We start from the raw sequence: 18,889 nt of genomic DNA on the forward strand, positions 1-18,889 counted from the left end.
GTGACAATGTGAAGCACGTCAGGGCGCCGCGACGGTGCTCTGGTCAGCGTGCAAACATGCAAGAATGGCCAGAATGCCCAGCGGTGGTGGCTCGATCGAGGTGGCTGGCCGGATGAAAAAAAATGTACTTCCGCGCTGGCGCACGGCCGGCCTGCTGCTGGCCGTGATGGTCATCGTGGCACTGCCCTATGTGGTGACCCGGACCAGCATCCAGGAGACGCAGCGGGCGGCTGCATGGGTCGCCCATTCCAGCGAGATCAAGGCGGTGACCTATCAGCTGGCCTATCTGGCACGCGATGGCGAGAGCGCCAGCTACCGCCTGCTGGCCGGTGATGCCGACCAGCAGACGCAACAGCGTGCGCTGGCCGCTGATCAGCAGATTCCCGCGTTGATCCGCCAGTTGCGGGCGCTGACCCGGGACAACCCGGATCAACAGACCCGCATCGGCGCGCTGGACAATGCATTGACCGGTCGCATCGTCCTGATGAAGGAGGCCCGGACGAGAATTGCCCGCGGCGATACCGACGGCGCGCGACAGTCGTTGCGCAATGCGGGCGATCTGTTCGGCATCAGCGCGGAAATCGACGAAATCGTGCATACGGAAGACGGCCTGCTTGCCAGCCGCGAGGCCGCCGCGCGGGAGAAGGCCACGGACGGTGGCGTGGTGCTTGCGTTGACCGCGCTGGCGCAGCTGTTCCTGCTCGCCGTGATCGTGATGATGTCGGAGCGGCAGATCGGCCAGCGCCGGCTGGCGGAGAGTCGCGAAGGGCGCGCCGTGCAACGCTCGCGGATGATCTTCCAGGCCGTGCGCGAACCGATCGCGCTGTTCGACGACAACCTCAAGTCGCTGCTGGTCAACAATGCGTTCGGCGAGCTGTATGGAATGGACCCGGCAGGAAGAGCCGTGCCGCTGGCCGAGATCGGCGACGGTGCATGGAACGACAGCGTGCTGCTGCAGCGCCTGAACGACGTGCTGTTGCGTGACCGCGAACTGTGGGACTACGACATGGTCCAGCGCACCGCCGGCGGCATGGAGCGGAACGTGGTGATCAACGCGCGGCGCCTGCAGCAGCAGGACAGCGACGTGCCGGCGCTGCTGCTGACGGTCAGCGATGTCACCACCCGTGCGCTGGCCGAGCACCAGGTGAACGAGCTCAACCGCCAGCTCGAGGGCAAGGTGAGCCAGATTTCCGACGTCAACCGCGAGCTGGAGGCGTTCAGTTATTCGGTTTCCCACGACCTGCGCGCGCCGCTGCGTCATATCGCCGGCTTTGCGCGCAAGCTGGAGCAGCAACTGGGCGAACGCATCGACGACAAGTCGGCGCATTATCTGGCTGTCATCGGCGACTCGGCGCAGCGCATGGCGCTGCTGATCGACGACCTGCTGGTGTTCTCGCGACTCGGCCGGGGCGCCTTGCGGCTGCAGGGAGTGGACATGCAGTCGCTGGTCGACGAGGCCCGCGCGCTGGCCGAGACGGGCGCCGAGGGGCGCCGCATCGCGTGGACGATCGCGCCGCTGCCGATGGTGATCGGCGACGAGAACATGTTGCGCACCGTATGGCAGAACCTGCTCGGCAACGCGGTGAAATACACCGGACAATGCGAGCTGGCGAAGATCGAGGTGAGCGTGCGGCAGGGGCGCCACGGCAATTACGAATTCACCGTGAGCGACAACGGCGCAGGCTTCGACATGCAGTACGCGGACAAGCTGTTTGGCGTGTTCCAGCGCCTGCATCGCGCCTCGGAGTTTCCCGGTAACGGCATCGGGCTGGCCAACGTGCGGCGCATCGTGGCCCGTCACGGTGGCCGGGTCTGGGCCGAGGCCGAACCGGGCCAGGGCGCCCATTTTCATTTTTCCCTGCCGGCCACCGACGCGGCTGGCGCAAGCATCGAGAGCGAAGCATGAACAAGAAAGACCTGCGTACCATTCTTCTGGTCGAAGACAGCATGGCGGACGCCGAGATGGCGATGGATGCGCTGGGCGAGGCGCACCTGGCCAACCCGGTGGTGCACGTCGAGGACGGCGTCGAATGCATGGACTACCTGTTCCAGCGGGGCGCGTGGGCCGGGCGTGAACCCGGCAACCCGGCGGTGGTGTTGCTGGACATCAAGATGCCCCGGATGAACGGACTGGACGTGCTGACCGCGATGCGCGCCGATGAGCGGATGCGGCGCATCCCCGTGGTGATCCTGTCCTCGTCGCGCGAGGAAAGCGACCTGGCCCGCAGCTGGGATCTCGGCGCGAACGCCTACGTGATCAAGCCGGTCGACGTCGACCAGTTTTTCGATGCGGTGCGCACGCTTGGCCAGTTCTGGGCCTTGCTCAACCAGGCGCCGGAAAACGACTGAACGGACAGGACCAAGGACAAGGAACGAGGAACACCATGCCAAACCGGCAGCTGCGAAACATGCCGACCGTGCGCATCCTGCAGGTCGAGGACAGCGAACTCGATGCCGAGCTGGTGCTGGCCGAGCTTGATGCGGACGCGATCGCCTACGAGGTGCGCCTGGTCGACGACGAGAAGCGCTATCTTGCGGCGCTGGAAGAATTCCACCCGGACATCGTGCTATCCGATCTGAGCATGCCCGGGTTTTCCGGCATGCGTGCGCTGGAGCTGTTGCGGGGACGCGACGAGCACATTCCCTTCATCTTCGTCTCGGCCACGCTGGGCGAGGAAGCGGCGATCGGCGCGTTGCGCAACGGCGCGACGGATTACATCCTGAAGCAGAATCCGGCGCGACTGGCGAGTGCGGTGCGACGGGCGCTGGACGAGGCGGAGGCGCACCGGGCCAATCGCCGCGCCGAGTCGGAGCTGATCCGAGCGCAGCGCTTCGAGAGCCTGGCGATGCTCGCCGGTGGCCTCAGCCACGACCTGCGCAACCTGTTGCAACCCTTGCTGCTGGCCGGCGACAGCCTGCAGGACTACCAGGACGACCCGCGCCTGGCACGACTGGGCAAGCTGGTGCGCGATTGCGGGCGGCGCGGGCTGGACATGGTGCACTCGATGCTGTCGTTCGCCCGCGGCGCCCGTCGCGCGGAGCAGGTGAAACTGGGCCCCCTGTTCAGCGCGTTCGACCTGCTGATGCAGGGCAGCGTGCCACGCAGCGTGGCGATGGAGCTGGTCATCGACGACCCGGAACTGTCGTTCGAGGGTAATCACACCGAGCTGCAGCAATGCCTGCTCAACCTTTGCCTGAATGCGATCCAGGCGATGCCCGACGGCGGCAAGCTGCACATCGAGACGTCGCAGACCACGCTGGACGATGACTTCTTCCTGCCGGAGGAGCAGCCGCGCAATGGACGCTACCTGTGCATCAGCGTGAAGGACGACGGCCCCGGCATGGAGCCGGCGGTGCTGGAACACATGTTCGAGCCGTTCTTCACCACCAAGGAAACCGGCACCGGCCTGGGGCTGCTGTCATGCAAGCGCATCGTGGGCAGCCACGGCGGCGTGATGCGGGTGGAGAGCGAGCCGGGTCGCGGCACCCGCTTCGACCTGTACATCCCGCTGGAGGAAATGGGCTCCGACGCGCTCGGGGCTGACGGCGACGACGATCTGGAAGGTGCGGCCGAGCGGGTGCTGGTGGTGGTGGAGGAGGCCGGTCAGTTGTCCCTGCTGGCCGACACGCTGGACGCCTATGGTTACCAGGCGCACGCCAGCCAGAGCGGTACGGCGGCACTGCAGTGGATCGAGGCCGGCGGCCTGCCCGACCTGGTGGTGCTGGACGCGGACATGAACCTGTTCACCGGCGTGCGCACGTTGTCGGCGCTGATCGAGCAGGGCTATGCCGGCGCGGTGATCCTGCTGACCCGTCCGGGCGCGGTGCCGGACCTGCAGGAATTGCCGCCGCTGCAACACCTGCACATGGTCGAGAAACCGGTGACCACCCAGGTATTGTTGCGCAGTTTGCGCAAGGCGCTGAATGCGGTGATTTCCGGCAACGGTTGAACGCGCGGCCGATCGCGCTTTCCGTGCCCGCGAGCGACGGTTGCGGAAGCGTTTGCGGAGTGAACCCGCGCGTCACGCAGCGCGCGAGCCCTCGCGCGGGCTCAAGCCTTCAGTCGATGCCCAGCTTCTTCAGCTTGTAGCGCAGGGCGCGGAAGGTGATGCCGAGTTTGCGGGCGGCCGCGGTCTTGTTGTAACGGGATTCTTCCAGCGCCTTGACGATCGCGGTGCGCTCGAGATTGCTGATGTAGTCGTCCAGGCCGCCGTCCGCACCCGCGGCGGCAGCAGCCGGGGCGGGCGCCGTCGCCGTGGCGCCGGCCAGTTGCTCGGTGCCGACGCGGGCGCTGCGCTGGGGCAGCATCAGGTCGACCGCCTCGATGGTGTTGCCGTCGCACATCGCCATCGCGCGTTCGAGCACGTTCTCCAGCTCGCGCACGTTGCCGGGGAAGTCATAGGCCGCCAGTGCATCGCGTGCGGCCGGCGCCAGCTGGCCCACCGGTTCGCCGCTCTTGCCGGCCAGCGCCTTGAGGATGAAGGCCGACAGTTGCGGCACGTCGCCACGGCGCTCGCGCAGCGGCGGCACGCGCAGTTCGATCACGTTGATGCGGTAGAACAGGTCCTGGCGGAACTGGCCCTGCTCGACCAGCTGGCCCAGGTTCTTGTGGGTGGCCGAGAGGATGCGCACGTCGACCGGAATCTCGTCGCGGCCGCCGATCGGGCGTACCGCCTTTTCCTGGATCGCGCGCAGCAGTTTCACCTGCATGTGCAGCGGCAGCTCGGCCACTTCGTCGAGGAACAGCGTGCCGCCCTGGGCGGCCTGGAACAGGCCTTCCTTGTCGGCACCGGCGCCGGTGAAGCTGCCCTTGCGATGGCCGAAGAATTCACTTTCCATCAGCTCGGACGGAATCGCGCCGCAGTTGACCGGCACGAACGGTCCACTGGCGCGGGGACCCTGCTCGTGAATCAGCCGGGCGACCAGTTCCTTGCCCACGCCGGATTCGCCGGCGATGTACACCGGCGCCTGGTTGCGTGCCAGCTTGCCGATGGTGGCGCGCACCTGCTGCATCGCCGCCGAATCGCCGATCAGCCGGTTGCCGCCATCGCCGGGAGTGGCAGTCGCGCCGCCGTTGCGTTTTTCCTCGGCCAGGCGCAGGGCGGTGCGGACCAGTCCGCGCAGCATCTGGATGTCGACCGGCTTGGAGACGAAGTCGAAGGCGCCAGCCTTCAGTGCGTTGACCGCGGCGTCGACGTTGCCGTAGGCGGTGATCATCGCCACCGGCATGTCCGGATGTTCGCTGGCGATCAGCTCGATCACTTCCTGTCCGTTGCCGTCGGGCAGGCGCATGTCGGTGAAGCAGAGATCGTACGTGCGCTCGGCCAGGGCGCGGCGTGCATCACCGACCGTACCCACTGCATCGACCTGCAGGTCCATGCGGCCCAGCGTGATCGTCAGCAGCTCGCGAATGTCGCGTTCATCGTCGATGACCAGTACGGTCTGTGCGGTCATAGGAGGTCCATGTTTCCCGAAGCAGGCTGTTGAAGGGTACTAGGGCGGGCCAAAAGGTCAACGCGTGGCGGTCTGCACCGCCTCGCTGGTTTCCGCCGGACTGCGTGCCGGCGGCGTCAGCACCAGCCGGAAACAGCTGCCGCCGCCGGCCACCCGCACGTACTCCAGTGCAGCCTGGTTCGCATCACTCATCTGTCGCGCGAGATACAGGCCCAGCCCGGTGCCGTATTCGTGGGTGGTGTAGAACGGCTCGAAGATCTGCGCGGCCACCTTGGGCGCGATGCCGGGGCCGCGGTCGATCACTTCGAGGATCGGCACGCCGTGTTCGCCCTGGCGGGTCACCACCATCACTCGCGCCGGCTCGCCGGGCAGGCGACCGTAGCGCAGCGCGTTCTGCACCAGGTTCCACACCACCTGCTGCAACTGCTGCGGGTCGGCCACCGCGGCCACCGGCGTGCCGCTGCTGGCGATCGCACGCAGCGAATCGGCGCCCAGGTCGTTGCCCTGCACGTACTCCTCGACGAAGGCCTGGGCCCAGTGGCCCAGGTCCAGCGTTTCCGGCCGCGAGCGTTCGCGGCGCGACAGCTGCAGGATGTTCTCGATGATCTCGTTGAGCCGGATGCAGTGATTGTTGATGATCTCGACCATGCGCTGGTCGGTGGCGTCCATGCTGTCCGATTCGGCCAGCAGCTGCGCCGAGTAGCGGATCGCCGCCAGCGGGTTGCGGATCTCGTGCGCGATCGAGGCGGACAGCCGGCCCAGCGAAGTCAGCGTGAGTTCCTCGGCGCGGCGCGACAGCAGCGAGGTGTCGTCGAGGAAGATCAGCACGTGCGAGTCGTCGTTCGGCGCCAGCCGGGTGAAGCGCGGCACCACCTCGGGCACGCCGTCGGCGAGCTGGGTGGCGGTTTCGTCCAGCTTGCCCGAGGTCATCCAGTGATACAGGCGGCGTGACAGCTCCGGCGCCAGCTGGCCCAGGTCGCGCTGGTCAGCGCCAGGGTTGCCCATCAGCATCCAGGCGGACTCGTTGATCTGGTGGATGCGGTTGGCATCGTCGACCAGCAGCACGCCGGTCTTCATGCGGCGGATGATCAGCTCGTTGACCTGGGCCAGGTTGGCCAGGTCGGTGCTGCGCTGCTCGGCCAGCGCCTCGGTGGCGCGCAGCTGGCGGCCCAGCACGTTGCACAGGCTGGTGGTGGCGAAATAGGCCAAGCCGAACAGTCCCGCCTCCAGCAGGTCCCGGTCGCCGGGATTGCTCGCCGAATCGCCGAAAAAGGTGTGGCCCAGAATGCCCAGCGTGGCCAGCGCGGCGAAGAAGCTGGACAGCCGCAGCGGCAGGATCAGGGCGCCGGCACTGAGGTTCACCGCCAGCATCATCGCGATGCCGATGCGCGCATCGTGCATGGCGGCGATCGCCATCACCGCCACGGCGATGTCCACCACCAGCGTCGCACCCACCACGACCAGCGCGTGGGGCATGCTGCGCCGGTTCAACAGCAGCATGACCAGGGCGAACACCAGATACAGCGTGACCATGCCATGGGCGAGGTCGGGGGCGTTCAGCTGCGGCCAGCCCAGCCCGGGCGGGCTGAAGGCCAGGCCCGCGTAGACCAGCGCCTGCACCACCCGGAACGCGTTGAGGAACGACAGCTCGTGGCGAATCGTCGCAGTGGCGGCAGGGGTGGCTACGAACGGGGCGCTGTTGGGCACTTGGGCTATTCCCTGGCGATTCCGGGCGAGTATAGACGGGCTGATCGGCGCTGTGAGCCACCGCGAAAGCGCATGGGAGAGCGCCGCGCGGCCGTTTCGGGCAGGCGGCCCTTTCCATCGGGGCCGGCTTCCGCGAAAATGGGCGGCCGCATGGCGCGGTATGCCCGGTTCCATCCGGCAGGCGCACTGCCTTCGGCAGCGCGCTCCTCCGCCGTCCGACCTTCCTGACCCACGCATCGCGACACGCGTGCGGCCGCCATCGTTTTTCCGTTCGCTCGAGGTATCGAATGAATTTCCACGAATACCAGGCCAAAGAACTGTTCGCGCAGTACGGCATCGCCGTTCCGCCGGGCAAGGTCGCCAACTCCCCCGACGCCGCCGTCGATGCCGCCAAGGCGCTCGGCGGTTCCCAGTGGATGGTCAAGGCGCAGATCCACGCCGGCGGCCGCGGCAAGTCCGGCGGCGTCAAGTTCTGCCGCAGCTTCGACGACGTGCGTGCCGCCGCCAAGGGCATGCTGGGCACCAACATGGAAACCTACCAGTCGGCCGGCCGCGCGCTGCCGGTGAACCTGGTGCTGGTCACCGACGCCACCGACATTGCCCGCGAGCTGTACCTGTCGATCCTGGTCGATCGTGATTCCAAGGCCGTCTCGTTCATCGCCTCCAAGCACGGCGGCGTGGACATCGAGCAGGTGGCGAAAGAAACCCCCGAAGACATCCACACCATCGTGGTCGACTTCGTCGAAGGGCTGCAGCCGTACCAGTGCCGCCAGCTCGGCTTCGCGATGGACCTCAACAACAAGCAGGTCAACCAGCTGACCAAGATCATGCTGGGCCTGTACAAGCTGTTCAACGAGCAGGACCTGGCCCTGGTCGAGCTGAACCCGCTGGCCGTGCTGGAAGACGGCAACCTCGCCGCGCTGGACGGCAAGGTCAACTCCGACGACAACGCCGAATACCGTCACCCGAACCTGGCCGCGATGCGCGACCTGACCCAGGAAGACGCCGCCGAAGCCGCCGCGCAGCAGAGCAACCTCAACTACGTGACGATGGACGGCAACATCGGCTGCATGGTCAACGGCGCCGGCCTGGCGATGGCGACCATGGACGTGATCAAGCTGGCGGGCGGCGAGCCGGCCAACTTCCTCGACGTGGGCGGCGGCGCCACCAAGGAACGCGTGACCGAGGCGTTCAAGCTGATCACCTCCTCGGACAAGGTCAACTGCATCCTGGTCAACATCTTCGGCGGCATCGTCCGCTGCGACATGATCGCCGAGGGCATCATCGCCGCGGTCAAGGAAGTGGGCCTGAAGATCCCCGTGGTGGTGCGTCTGCAGGGCACCAATGTCGATCAGGGCCGCGAACTGCTGGCCAACTCCGGCCTGGCGATCACGCCGGCGGACGATCTCAACGACGCGGCGCAGAAAGCCGTGGCTGCGGCCAAGGCCTGAGGAGCAATCGAAACATGAGCGTACTCGTCAACAAGAACACCAAGGTGCTGGTGCAGGGCTTCACCGGCCAGCAGGGCACCTTCCACGCACAGCAGTGCCTCGACTACGGCACCCAGGTCGTCGGCGGCGTGACCCCGGGCAAGGGCGGCTCCGAGCACATCGGCCTGCCGGTCTTCAACTCGGTCGATGAAGCCGTGCTGCAGACCGGCGCCGATGCGTCGGTGATCTTCGTGCCGCCGCCGTTCGCGGCCGACTCGATCCTCGAAGCGATCGACGCCGGCATCAAGACCATCGTGGCGATCACCGAAGGCATCCCGGTACTGGACATGTTGCGCGTCAAGAACGTGCTGCAGCAACATCCGGAGATCGTGCTGATCGGGCCGAACTGCCCCGGCATCATCACCCCCGGCGAATGCAAGATCGGCATCATGCCCGGCCACATCCACAGCAAGGGCAGGGTCGGCGTGGTCTCGCGCTCCGGCACGCTGACCTATGAAGCGGTGTTCCAGACCACCAACGAAGGCCTCGGCCAGAGCACGGTGATCGGCATCGGCGGCGACCCGATCAACGGCCTCAACTTCATCGACTGCCTGAAGCTGTTCCAGGACGACCCGCAGACCGAAGGCATCATCATGGTCGGCGAGATCGGCGGCAGCGCCGAGGAAGACGCGGCCGAGTTCATCGGCGAGTACGTGAAGAAGCCGGTGGTCTCGTTCATCGCCGGCGCTTCGGCCCCGGCCGGCAAGCGCATGGGCCATGCCGGTGCGATCATCTCCGGCGGCAAGGGCACCGCCGCGGCGAAGTTCGCCGCGCTGGAGAAGGCCGGCGTCACCACGGTGAAGTCACCCGCCGACCTGGGCAAGACGCTCGCGAAGCTGATGAAGTAAGCCTGGTGGCGTGATGTTGATGAAAGGCCGCGCATTGCGCGGCCTTTTGTTTTGGTGCGTGCCCCCATCCGCCCTTCGGGCACCTTCCCCCGCTGGCGGGGGAAGGGAGATCGTGGTGCTGCTGTTGTTTCCTTCCCCCGTGAGCGAGGGAAGGGAGATCGTGACGCTGCTGTTGTTTCCTTCCTCCGCTAGCGGGGGAAGGTGCCCGACAGGGCGGATGGGGGGCGCTCTCACAAGCTCCCGATACAACCCCACACTCCCCGTGGAAGACTCCTCTGCCCGAACCCGACCGTACTCGCCAAGCTGGGGGCCCTCGAACACCGCCGAACGAGAGCCTGCATGCGCGACCATGCCAAGACCACCTTTGCGCGCCAGCTGCGCCGCGCCATGACACCGGCCGAACACCATCTCTGGGCGCGCCTGCGGCAGCGACAGCTGGGCGGCTGCCGGTTTCGCCGCCAGCATCCGCTCGGTCCATATATCGTCGATTTCGCTTGCCTGGAAAAACACCTGGTGGTCGAGGTCGATGGCTCTGGGCACCTGGATTCGGTGGCCGACGTCGGGCGTGATGACTGGTTGCGGCAGCACGGATTCACGGTGGTGCGCTGCTGGAATCATGACGTGCTTGATCGCACGGAGCTGGTGCTGGAGGTGATTCTGGGGGCGTTGGGGTAGGGCGCTTCCACCATCCGCCCTGTCGGGCACCTTCCCCCGCAAGCGGAGGAAGGAAATGGCCGCGTGCTTCCTTCCCCCGCAACGCGGGGGAAGGTGCCCGACAGGGCGGATGGGGGCACGCTCCCCTTCTTGAATTACCATTGCCCGGATAACTCCCAAGGAATGCACGCCGTCATGGCAAAGTTGCGTCTGGCACTGGCCCAACACGATTTTTCGGTCGGTGCGGTGGCGGCGAATGCCGCCAAGGTCGGCGAGCTCATTGCGCTCGCCCGCGCCGGCGGCGCCGCGCTGGTGGCGTTTCCCGAGCTGACCCTGAGCGGCTACCCGCCGGAGGATCTGCTGCTGCGGCCGAGCTTCCTCGCCGCTTGCGACAGCGAGCTGGCGGCGCTGGCTGCAGCCACCCATGGCATCGCGGCCCTGGTCGGCCATCCGCACAGCGAGGGCGAGGTGTTCAACGCGGCCAGCGTGTTGCGTGACGGCAGGGTCGAGTGCACCGCGCACAAGCAGGCGTTGCCGAATTACGGCGTGTTCGACGACAAGCGTTACTTCCGCCCGGGTCATGCCTCGCTCACCACGGTGATCGATGGCACCTGCATCGGCCTGCTGATCTGCGAGGACGTGTGGCAAGCCGAGCCGGCCGCGCAGGCTGCCGCTGCGGGTGCCGAGCTGATCGTGGTGACCAACGCCTCGCCGTGGGATGCACGCAAGCAGGTCGAGCGTGAGGCGGTGCTGCAGGCACGGGCGCGGGAAACCGGCTGCGCGATCGTCTACCTGAACCTGGTCGGCGGCCAGGACGAGGTGGTCTACGACGGCAGTTCGATGCTGGTCAACGGCGACGGTTCGATTGCCGCGCGCGCGCCGGCCTTCGTCGATGCGCTGCTGTGGGCCGAATTCGATCCGGCCACGCGCACGCTCGCGGCGCAGGACTGGCCGGTCGCGGTCGACGAATTACCGGAGGCCACGCTGTACGCCGCCCTGGTGCGCGGCACCCGCGACTACATCGACAAGAACCGCTTTGCCGGCGTGCTGCTGGGGTTGTCCGGCGGCATCGACTCGGCGCTGACCCTGGCGCTGGCGGTGGACGCGCTGGGCGCCGAGCGCGTCACCGCGGTGATGATGCCCACGCGCTACACCTCGCAGTTGTCGCTGGACGGTGCGCGCGCCCAGGCGGAGAAACTCGGCGTCGACTACCACGTGATCGACATCGAACCGACCTACCGCTCGTTCGTCGACGCGTTGACTCCCGCGTTCGCCGGCAAACCCGCGGACACCACCGAGGAAAACCTGCAGTCGCGCACCCGTGGCGTGATGCTGATGGCGCTGAGCAACAAGCACGGCCGGCTGCTGCTGGCCACCGGCAACAAGAGCGAGATGGCGGTCGGCTACGCGACCTTGTACGGCGACATGTGCGGTGCCTATGCGCCGCTGAAGGATGTCTACAAGACCGTGGTGTATCGCCTCTCGCGCTGGCGCAATGCGCAGGCAGACGCCGCGGATCGTGGCGACATGATTCCGTCTGCAGTCATCGAGCGCCCGCCCTCTGCCGAGTTGCGCGACAACCAGACCGACCAGGATTCGCTGCCGGCCTACGACGAACTGGACGCGATCCTCGAGCGCTTCATCGAACGCGAACAGTCGCAGGCGGAGATCGTGGCGCAGGGCTTTGCGGCCGAGACGGTGCGCCGGGTGGTGCGGCTGGTGCTGCTGAACGAGTTCAAGCGCCGCCAGTCCGCGCCGGGACCGCGCGTGACCACCCGCGCGTTTGGTCGCGAGCGGCGTTATCCGATCACTTCCGGCTGGCATTGAGCGGGCACAAAAAAAGCCGGCGATCGCTCGCCGGCTTTCTGACTGCATTCGCCTCGACTCAGTGATGGCCCGAGAACGGCACCATCTTGCGCAGGGTGGACGGCGGATGCGGCCACTTGGCGTCGGTGAGGTAGGGGTGATTCGGGTAGTTCATGGCCAGCACCTGGCGGCTCTGCTCGGCCAGCGCCTTCTGGTCCAGCGCCAGGTAGCTGCGGGTGAGGATGGCCAGGGCGTCGCCGGTCTGCGGCGCCTGCTGGTAATGCTCGACCACGTACTGGGCACGGTCGGCGGAGGCGACGTACGCCTTGTTGCGCAGGTAGAACTCGGCCACGTTGATCTCGTACTGGGCCAGGATGTTGCGCAGGTAGATCATCCGCTGGCGCGCGTCGGCGGTGTAGGCGCTGTCCGGGAAACGCCGCGACAGCTCGGAGAAGTCGTCGAACGACTGCAGGTTGTAGCCCTGGTCGCGGCGCGAATCCTTGTCCGAGCGGGGGAACCAGCGCTCCAGCACGGTGCCGGTGCGATCGAAATTGATCAGACCGCGCAGGTAATAGGCATAATCGACGTGTTTGTTGGCCGGATAGGTCTTGATGAAGCGGTTCACCGTCGACAGGGCATCATCGGGCTGGTTGTCCTTGTACTGCGAATAGGCCAGGTCCAGCTGGGCCTGTTCGTTGTACTCGCCGGACGGGAAGCGGGCGATCAGGCGCTGGTAGGCCTTGGTGGCTGCGGCGTAATCTGCGTTTTCCAGCGAGTTGTGCGCGTTGTCGTACAGCGCCTCCAGCGGCATCGTGTCGATGTTCTGCTTCGACTTGAACATCGAACATGCGCTCATCGACATCGCGGCCACCAGCAGCACGAGCAATTTCATCACAGTCATTTTGGACATCGGCAGCTTCGGCGAGTCGATTGTTGGGCGCATAAGGAAGGAATTCAGATGTTTGAGCGAACAGGCATGATAGCCGAAACCGGCCGTCCCCCGCGGATGCCCGCATGACCACGATCCGGCACGAGGCACAGGTCCCGCTGACCGCGGCGGGACGCAGGTTCGACCAGGCTTTGGCCGAGATGTTCCCCGATTATTCGCGCTCGCGGCTCAGCGGCTGGATCAAGTCCGGCGCGGTAAGCCTCGACGGGGCGCAGGTGGCCGCGCGGCAGCTGCTGCGCGGCGGCGAGCTGGTGCGGCTGGAGGTGGAGCTGGAGAACGAGGTGTCGAGCGCCCCCGAAGCGATGGCGCTGGCGATCGTGCACGAGGACGAACACCTGCTGGTGCTGGACAAGCCGGCTGGGCTGGTCGTCCATCCGGGCGCGGGCAACCCGGTGGGGACCTTGCTCAACGGCCTGCTGCACCATGATCCGAAGCTGGCCGAGTTGCCCCGTGCGGGCATCGTGCATCGGCTGGACAAGGACACCTCCGGCCTGATGGTGGTGGCCAGGACCCTGCCCACGTACACCGCGCTGGTCGACCTGTTGTCGCGGCACGAGGTGGAACGCCAGTACGAGGCGGTGGTGCTGGGCACGATGGTGGCCGGCGGCACGGTGGACGAACCGATCGGCCGCAGCATGGGTGACCGGCTGCGCCAGGCGGTGCGCGACGAGGAAGACGGCAAGCGGGCGGTCACCCATTACCGGCTGCGCGAGCGCTTCCGCGCCCACAGCCTGCTGCAATGCCAGCTGGAGACCGGTCGCACCCACCAGATCCGGGTGCACATGGCGCACATCGGCCATCCGCTGATCGGCGATCCGCTTTACGGCGGCGGCCTGAAGCTGCCCAGGGGAGCCAGCGCGGAATTGATCGGCACCTTGCGCGGCTTTCGGCGGCAGGCACTGCACGCCGAGAAGCTGTCCTTCATCCACCCGGCCACGGGCGAGGAGATGTCCTTCAGCGCCGAACGTCCCGCAGACCAGCGCGTGCTGATCGAGGCCTTGCGGGAGGATCTGGCCGAGCACGGTTCGGAGCACTATTGACCGGCTGCGGGAACACGGGTGACGAGTGTGCGATGCTTCGTGGCTCCCCATTTCCCGATACCCGGCCTGATGACTGAAAGCTGGATCTTCCCTGATTGGCCCGCGCCACCCCAGGTGCGGGCCGCGATCACCACCCGGCTTGGCCCCGGCGTCTCGGCGCCGCCGTTCGATCGCTTCAATCTGGGCTTGCGCAGCGGTGACGCCCTTGACGCGGTGACCGCCAATCGCAGCGCCTTGTTGCAGTCGCTGCGCCTGCCGGCCGAGCCGCGCTGGTTGCAGCAGGTGCACGGCTGCGAGGTGGCCGAGCTGGGGCCACTGCCCGGCAAGGCCGAACCCCAGGCGGACGCGGCGGTTTCGCACATCCCCGGCACCGTGCTTTCGATCCTCACCGCCGACTGTCTGCCGGTGCTGTTCTGTGCCGATGATGGCGGCGAGATCGGTGCCGCTCACGCGGGCTGGCGTGGCCTGGCCGGCGGCGTGCTGGAGGCCACGGTGGGCCAGATGATCACGCCGTCGTCGCGATTGCTGGCGTGGCTGGGACCGTGCATCGGTGCTGCCTCGTACGAGGTGGGAGCCGAGGTGCGCGCCGCCTTCGTGGCGCACGATGCGGCCGCGGCCGGATGCTTCGTGGCGACGCGGCCCGGCCACTGGCTGTGCGACCTGGCCGGCCTGGCCCGGCAGCGGCTGGCCGCGGCCGGCGTGGCACGCATCCACGGCGGCGGGTTCGACACCTTCGCCGATGCGCGGTTCTACTCGTACCGTCGCGATGGCGCCCGCAGCGGGCGCTTCGCCAGCCTGGTCTGGCTCGACCGCGGCTGATCGCTAGGCGCGCAGCGTGCCCAGAAAATTCCTGCGCCACAGGGTGATGTCGTTGGTGCGCAGCACGTCCATCATCGCCTCCCAGCGGCGGCGACGCTCGGCCAGCGGCATCTTCAGGGCCAGTGCAAGCGCGTCGGCGACTTCCTCGGTGTCGGCGGGATTCACCAGCAGGGCGTCTTCCAGTTCCAGCGCGGCGCCGGCGAAGCGGGACAGCACCAGCACGCCGGGATCGGCCGGGTCCTGGCAGGCCACGTATTCCTTGGCCACCAGGTTCATGCCGTCGCGCAGCGGCGTCACCAGGCCGACCCGGGCGCTGCGGTAATAGCCGGCCAGCAATCGGTGCGGAAACGACTTGTTGATGTAGCGGATCGGCGCCCAGTCGGGCGTGGCGTACTTCCCGTTGATGTGGCCGGCGCTGCGCTCGAGTTCGTGGCGGATCGCGCGATACTCCAGCACGGCGCCGCGCGAGGGTGGCGCGATCTGCAGAAAGGTCACCTGCTGGTGCAGTTCGGGGTGGCGTTCCAGCAGCCGCGCATAACCCTGGAATCGTTGCGGCAGGCCCTTGGAGTAATCCAGCCGATCCACGCCGATGATCAGCGCGCGCCCTTCGAGGCTGTGTTGCAGCTGGGTGATTTCGCGGATCGAGGCTGCCCTGGCCGCCACGTCGGCGATGCCCCGGGTGTCGATGCTGATCGGGAACGCGCCGGCGCGGAACTGGCGACCGTTCGGCATGCGCATGCGCCCGGCCAGGCGCATCACCGCGCCGGCCTCGTGCAGGAAATAGTCTTCCAGCGCGCGCAGGTCGCGACGGGTATGCACGCCGACCAGGTCGTAGCTGGCCAGGGTTTCCAGCAGTTCTCGGTGATTCGGCAGGGCGATCAGCAGGCCGGCGGCGGGCAGCGGCGTGTGCAGGAAGAATCCGATGCGGTTGTGCACGCCCCGGCGCCGCAGCATCGAGGCGAGCGGGATCAGGTGGTAGTCATGCACCCAGATGACGTCGTCCGGCTTGATCAGCTGCTGCAGTTTTTCCGCGAACACCTCGTTGACGCGCAGGTAGCCGGCCAGATGGCTGCGCCGGTAGTCGACCACGTCGGGCCGGTAGTGCAGCAGCGGCCACAGCGCGCCGTTGGCGAAGCCGGTGTAGAAGTCGTCGTGGTCGGTGCGGGAAAGGTCGATGGTGGCGTAGTCGATCTTTCCCTCCTGCTGCTGATGCAGTTCCGCGGCCGTCTCGCCGGCCACCTTGCCGCTCCAGCCAAACCACAGGCCGCCGTGTTCGTCGAGCGCGGCCTGCAGCGCCGACGCCAGCCCGCCGGGCGCGCCCTGGCGGGGCAGCGCGACGCGATTGGAAACCACCACCAGCCGGCCGCCAGCCTTGCGCGCCGTCATCACAGGGCCTCCTCCCAGCGCCGCGACAGGCGCATCGCCGCCTGGATCAGGCCGACCAGGGAATAGGTCTGCGGGTAGTTGCCCCAGTGTTCGCCGGTGGCCGGGGCGAGGTCCTCCGACAGCAGGCCCAGTGCGTTGCGCTGTTTCAGCATGTGCTCGAACAGCGCCCGCGCCCGTTCCCTGCGTCCGGTGGCGGCCAGCGCCTCGATGTACCAGAACGTGCAGATGTTGAAGCTGGTTTCCGGCGCGCCGAAATCGTCCGGGGCGATGTAGCGGAACAGGTAGTCGCCGCGACCCAGCGCCACGCCGATCGCGTCGACCGTGGCCACGAAGCGCGGGTCGGTGGCTTCGAGAAAACCGATGTCGGCCAGCAGCAACAGGCTGGCGTCCAGGTGCTCGCCGTCGTAGGCGTCGACGAAGTGGCCGAGTTTCCCGTTCCAGGCACGGGCCTCGATGCGTCCATGCAATTGCACCGCCTCCTCGTGCCAGTAGCGTGCGCGCTCGTCCAGGCCCAGCTCGGTGGCGATGTGCGCCAGCCGGTCGCAGGCGGCCCAGCACATCGCTGCCGAGTAAGTATGGACGGCCACGCGCCCGCGGTATTCCCACAGTCCTGCGTCGGGTTGTTCGGCCACGCGCAGCGCCATCTCGCCCATGCGCTCGAGCCGGCGAAAGGTCACTTCGTCACCGCGATGTTCCAGCCGGCGATCGAAGAACAGCTGGGTCGAGGCGAGCACCACCGAGCCGTAGACATCGTTCTGGCGCTGACGCCACGCGTCGTTGCCCACCCGTACCGGACCCATGCCGCGGTAGCCGGCGAGCGTCTCCACCTGGCGCTCGGGCAGTTCGCTCTCGAAGGTGATGCCGAACACCGGGCCGAGCTCGCCCTCAGCAAGCTGGGCGACCAGGTTGAAGGTGTAGCGGATGTATTCCTCCATCGTGCGGGTCGCGCCGAGGCGGTTCAGTGCGCGCACGGTGAAGGCGGCGTCGCGCAGCCAGCAATAGCGGTAATCCCAGTTGCGCGCGCTGCCGGCCGATTCGGGTATCGACGTGGTCAGCGCCGCCACGATCGCGCCGGTCGCTTCGTACTGGCAGAGTTTCAGGGTGATCGCGGCGCGGATCACCGCCTCCTGCCATTCGTAGGGAATCGACAGGTAGCGGGCCCATTCGCGCCAGTAGTCCAGCGTCCGTTCCAGCGCCAGATGGACGAAGTCGGCCACGTTCGTGTCGACGGTTTCGTCGGGGCCGAACACGAAGTGGGCCGGTCGGTCGAGTCCGAACGGCAGCTGGCGTTCGACCAGCGGCGGCGCGATGTCGATGGTGAGGCGCTGCACCACGTCGCTGAGCAGGTAGCGGATGTGATTGCTGCCGGCGGTGGTGGCTGGCGCGCGTGCGCCGTACTCGCACAGCGGGCGCATGCGCACGCGGATGCGCGGCGAACCCGCGATGGGCGCGACCCGGCGCACCAGCATTTCCGGGTGATAGAAGCGGCCGTTCAGGCGATGCCGCGGCGCGAAGTCGGTGATCTCGATGGCGCCGCCGTGACGGTCGAACAGGCGCGTCACCAGCACCGCGGTGTTGGCCAGGTAGAACTGCTCGACGTGATCGAAGTCCTCCAGTTCGATCGCCCAGTCGCCGCCCCCACTGGTGGGCGAGAGCAGGCTGCAGAAACTGGCGTCGGCATCGAAGCGCGGCAGGCAGCACCACACGATGCGCGCATGCGGGTCGATCAGCGCGGCAACGCTGCCGTTGCCGATCACGCCAAGCTCAAGGCTGGCGTGCTGGGCCTCCGTGGGGAACTCGGGCATGGGTAGGGACTCCGTGCGTCAATGCGTGCAGGACGCGGGTCAGCCAGGCTTCGGTGGCAGCCGGGCCGGGCAGGGTGAAGTGGGCGGCGCTGGGGTCGCGCTCGCCGATGCGGATGCTGATGCCGTGTCGACGATTGACCGCGTCGAAGGCGTGCTCGTCGGTGAGGTCGTCGCCGAGGTAGACCGGGGTGCGGCCGGCAAACGGCGCGCGCTGCAGCAGCTCCAGCACGGCGCGGCCCTTGTCCATGCCCGCCGGCTTGAACTCCAGCACCTGATGGCCGGGCTGCAACTCGTAGCCGGGCAGCCGCGCGATCAGTTCGGCGGCGGCGCCGTGCAGGCGGGCCAGTTGCGCCGGCGCGCGGCGACAGTGCAGCGCGATCGCCAGCTGCTTGTCCTCCACCTGCACGCCGTCGAACCGCGCGGCCAGCGCCCGTGCCTCGCGGTGCATGCGATCCTGGCTGGCCTGCGGCACGCTGAGGCGGCGGAAGCTGCCGCTGGCCTGGCGCAGCTCCAGCCCGTGCAGGCCGATCGCCGCCCAGCGCGGGCGCTCGAAGAGCCGGTCGAGATCATCCAGTTCGCGTCCGCTGACCAGCGCCAGCGCGCCGTCGGTTGCCGCATGCAGCTCGCGCAGCAGGGCCAGCAAGGCGGAGCTGACGCGCACCGAGTGTGGGTCGTCGGCAAAGTCGAGCAAGGTGCCGTCGACGTCGAACAGCAGCGCCCAGCGGGCGTCGGCAGCGGGCAGCGGGGGAGCCGGCAGGCCGGGGCGTGGCGATGCGGTGGAGGGGCGTGGAGTTGACATCGCATCCACCGTAACAAGCCGAATGTGAAAGGCCGGACATGCCGCTCACGCCGTCGCCGTGGACGGGCCAGCTTGAATCGTGCTTCGCCGTCCGCATTTTTGCGTCAGTGGCGGATGCACCGCCAAACCAGC

General features: G+C 67.5%; 15 protein-coding genes. 9 read left to right on the top strand and 6 right to left on the bottom strand.

All coding sequences use genetic code 11. The annotated features are described in order from the left end of the window. The first annotated feature begins 112 nt into the window (after positions 1-112). The 3 genes from ASD55_RS13760 to ASD55_RS13770 are packed head-to-tail and all read left to right on the top strand — an operon-like array spanning position 113 to position 3,950. Positions 113-1,906 carry an ATP-binding protein gene (locus tag ASD55_RS13760; protein ID WP_056767009.1) on the top strand — a complete coding sequence of 598 codons (1,794 nt, stop codon included), beginning with the start codon at positions 113-115 and terminating at the stop codon, positions 1,904-1,906. Next, on the top strand, positions 1,903-2,349 hold the full coding sequence (locus ASD55_RS13765) for a response regulator (protein ID WP_056717285.1): 447 nt from the start codon (positions 1,903-1,905) through the stop codon (positions 2,347-2,349). Before ASD55_RS13760 ends, ASD55_RS13765 begins: the two co-directional genes overlap by 4 nt. Positions 2,350-2,384: 35 nt before the next feature. Next, positions 2,385-3,950: a response regulator gene (locus ASD55_RS13770; RefSeq protein WP_235577821.1), complete on the top strand. Its 1,566-nt coding sequence runs from the start codon at positions 2,385-2,387 to the stop codon at positions 3,948-3,950. A gap of 109 nt (positions 3,951-4,059) precedes the next feature. Here the strand turns inward: ASD55_RS13770 and ASD55_RS13775 are convergent, their stop codons facing one another. Together ASD55_RS13775 and ASD55_RS13780 are read right to left on the bottom strand one after the other, a co-directional pair. Continuing rightward, the gene (locus ASD55_RS13775) at positions 4,060-5,454 is read right to left on the bottom strand and encodes a sigma-54 dependent transcriptional regulator (protein WP_056766913.1); all 1,395 of its coding nucleotides are present in this window, start codon (positions 5,452-5,454) and stop codon (positions 4,060-4,062) included. A gap of 57 nt (positions 5,455-5,511) precedes the next feature. After that, positions 5,512-7,161: a HAMP domain-containing sensor histidine kinase gene (locus ASD55_RS13780; protein ID WP_056766915.1), complete on the bottom strand. Its 1,650-nt coding sequence runs from the start codon at positions 7,159-7,161 to the stop codon at positions 5,512-5,514. A 224-nt stretch (positions 7,162-7,385) separates the two neighbouring features. Between ASD55_RS13780 and sucC the strand changes: the two genes are divergently transcribed. The 4 genes from sucC to ASD55_RS13800 all read left to right on the top strand — a co-directional run bounded on the left by sucC (position 7,386) and on the right by ASD55_RS13800 (position 11,980). Beyond that, positions 7,386-8,612, top strand: coding sequence for an ADP-forming succinate--CoA ligase subunit beta (gene sucC / locus ASD55_RS13785; protein WP_255357486.1), 1,227 nt, complete (start codon positions 7,386-7,388; stop codon positions 8,610-8,612). Between the two features lie 14 nt (positions 8,613-8,626). Then, positions 8,627-9,499, top strand: coding sequence for a succinate--CoA ligase subunit alpha (gene sucD, locus ASD55_RS13790; RefSeq protein WP_056766918.1), 873 nt, complete (start codon positions 8,627-8,629; stop codon positions 9,497-9,499). A gap of 339 nt (positions 9,500-9,838) precedes the next feature. Beyond that, on the top strand, positions 9,839-10,174 hold the full coding sequence (locus ASD55_RS13795) for an endonuclease domain-containing protein (protein ID WP_056717279.1): 336 nt from the start codon (positions 9,839-9,841) through the stop codon (positions 10,172-10,174). Positions 10,175-10,348: 174 nt separating this feature from the next. Continuing rightward, entirely contained in the window at positions 10,349-11,980 is a 1,632-nt protein-coding gene (locus ASD55_RS13800) for an NAD+ synthase (RefSeq protein WP_056767011.1), read from the top strand. Positions 11,981-12,038: 58 nt separating this feature from the next. Here ASD55_RS13800 and ASD55_RS13805 read toward each other — a convergent pair whose 3' ends face one another. Further along, a complete protein-coding gene (locus ASD55_RS13805; protein ID WP_235577822.1) occupies positions 12,039-12,869 on the bottom strand; it encodes an outer membrane protein assembly factor BamD in 831 nt (276 codons plus the stop codon). Positions 12,870-12,973: 104 nt separating this feature from the next. Between ASD55_RS13805 and rluD the strand changes: the two genes are divergently transcribed. Both rluD and pgeF read left to right on the top strand, forming a co-directional pair. Further along, positions 12,974-13,948, top strand: coding sequence for a 23S rRNA pseudouridine(1911/1915/1917) synthase RluD (rluD, locus tag ASD55_RS13810; protein ID WP_056766922.1), 975 nt, complete (start codon positions 12,974-12,976; stop codon positions 13,946-13,948). A 69-nt stretch (positions 13,949-14,017) separates the two neighbouring features. Next, positions 14,018-14,767: a peptidoglycan editing factor PgeF gene (gene pgeF / locus ASD55_RS13815; RefSeq protein ID WP_056766923.1), complete on the top strand. Its 750-nt coding sequence runs from the start codon at positions 14,018-14,020 to the stop codon at positions 14,765-14,767. Positions 14,768-14,770: 3 nt separating this feature from the next. Here the strand turns inward: pgeF and otsA are convergent, their stop codons facing one another. The 3 genes from otsA to otsB are packed head-to-tail and all read right to left on the bottom strand — an operon-like array spanning position 14,771 to position 18,757. After that, on the bottom strand, positions 14,771-16,153 hold the full coding sequence (gene otsA, locus ASD55_RS13820) for an alpha,alpha-trehalose-phosphate synthase (UDP-forming) (protein ID WP_056766925.1): 1,383 nt from the start codon (positions 16,151-16,153) through the stop codon (positions 14,771-14,773). After that, positions 16,153-17,958 carry a glycoside hydrolase family 15 protein gene (locus ASD55_RS13825; protein WP_056766927.1) on the bottom strand — a complete coding sequence of 602 codons (1,806 nt, stop codon included), beginning with the start codon at positions 17,956-17,958 and terminating at the stop codon, positions 16,153-16,155. The genes otsA and ASD55_RS13825 overlap by 1 nt, the downstream gene beginning before the upstream one ends. Next, positions 17,918-18,757, bottom strand: coding sequence for a trehalose-phosphatase (otsB, locus tag ASD55_RS13830; RefSeq protein ID WP_056766929.1), 840 nt, complete (start codon positions 18,755-18,757; stop codon positions 17,918-17,920). Before otsB ends, ASD55_RS13825 begins: the two co-directional genes overlap by 41 nt. Positions 18,758-18,889: the final 132 nt, after the last annotated feature.

Source organism: Rhodanobacter sp. Root561 (genome assembly GCF_001427365.1).
GTDB lineage: Bacteria > Pseudomonadota > Gammaproteobacteria > Xanthomonadales > Rhodanobacteraceae > Rhodanobacter.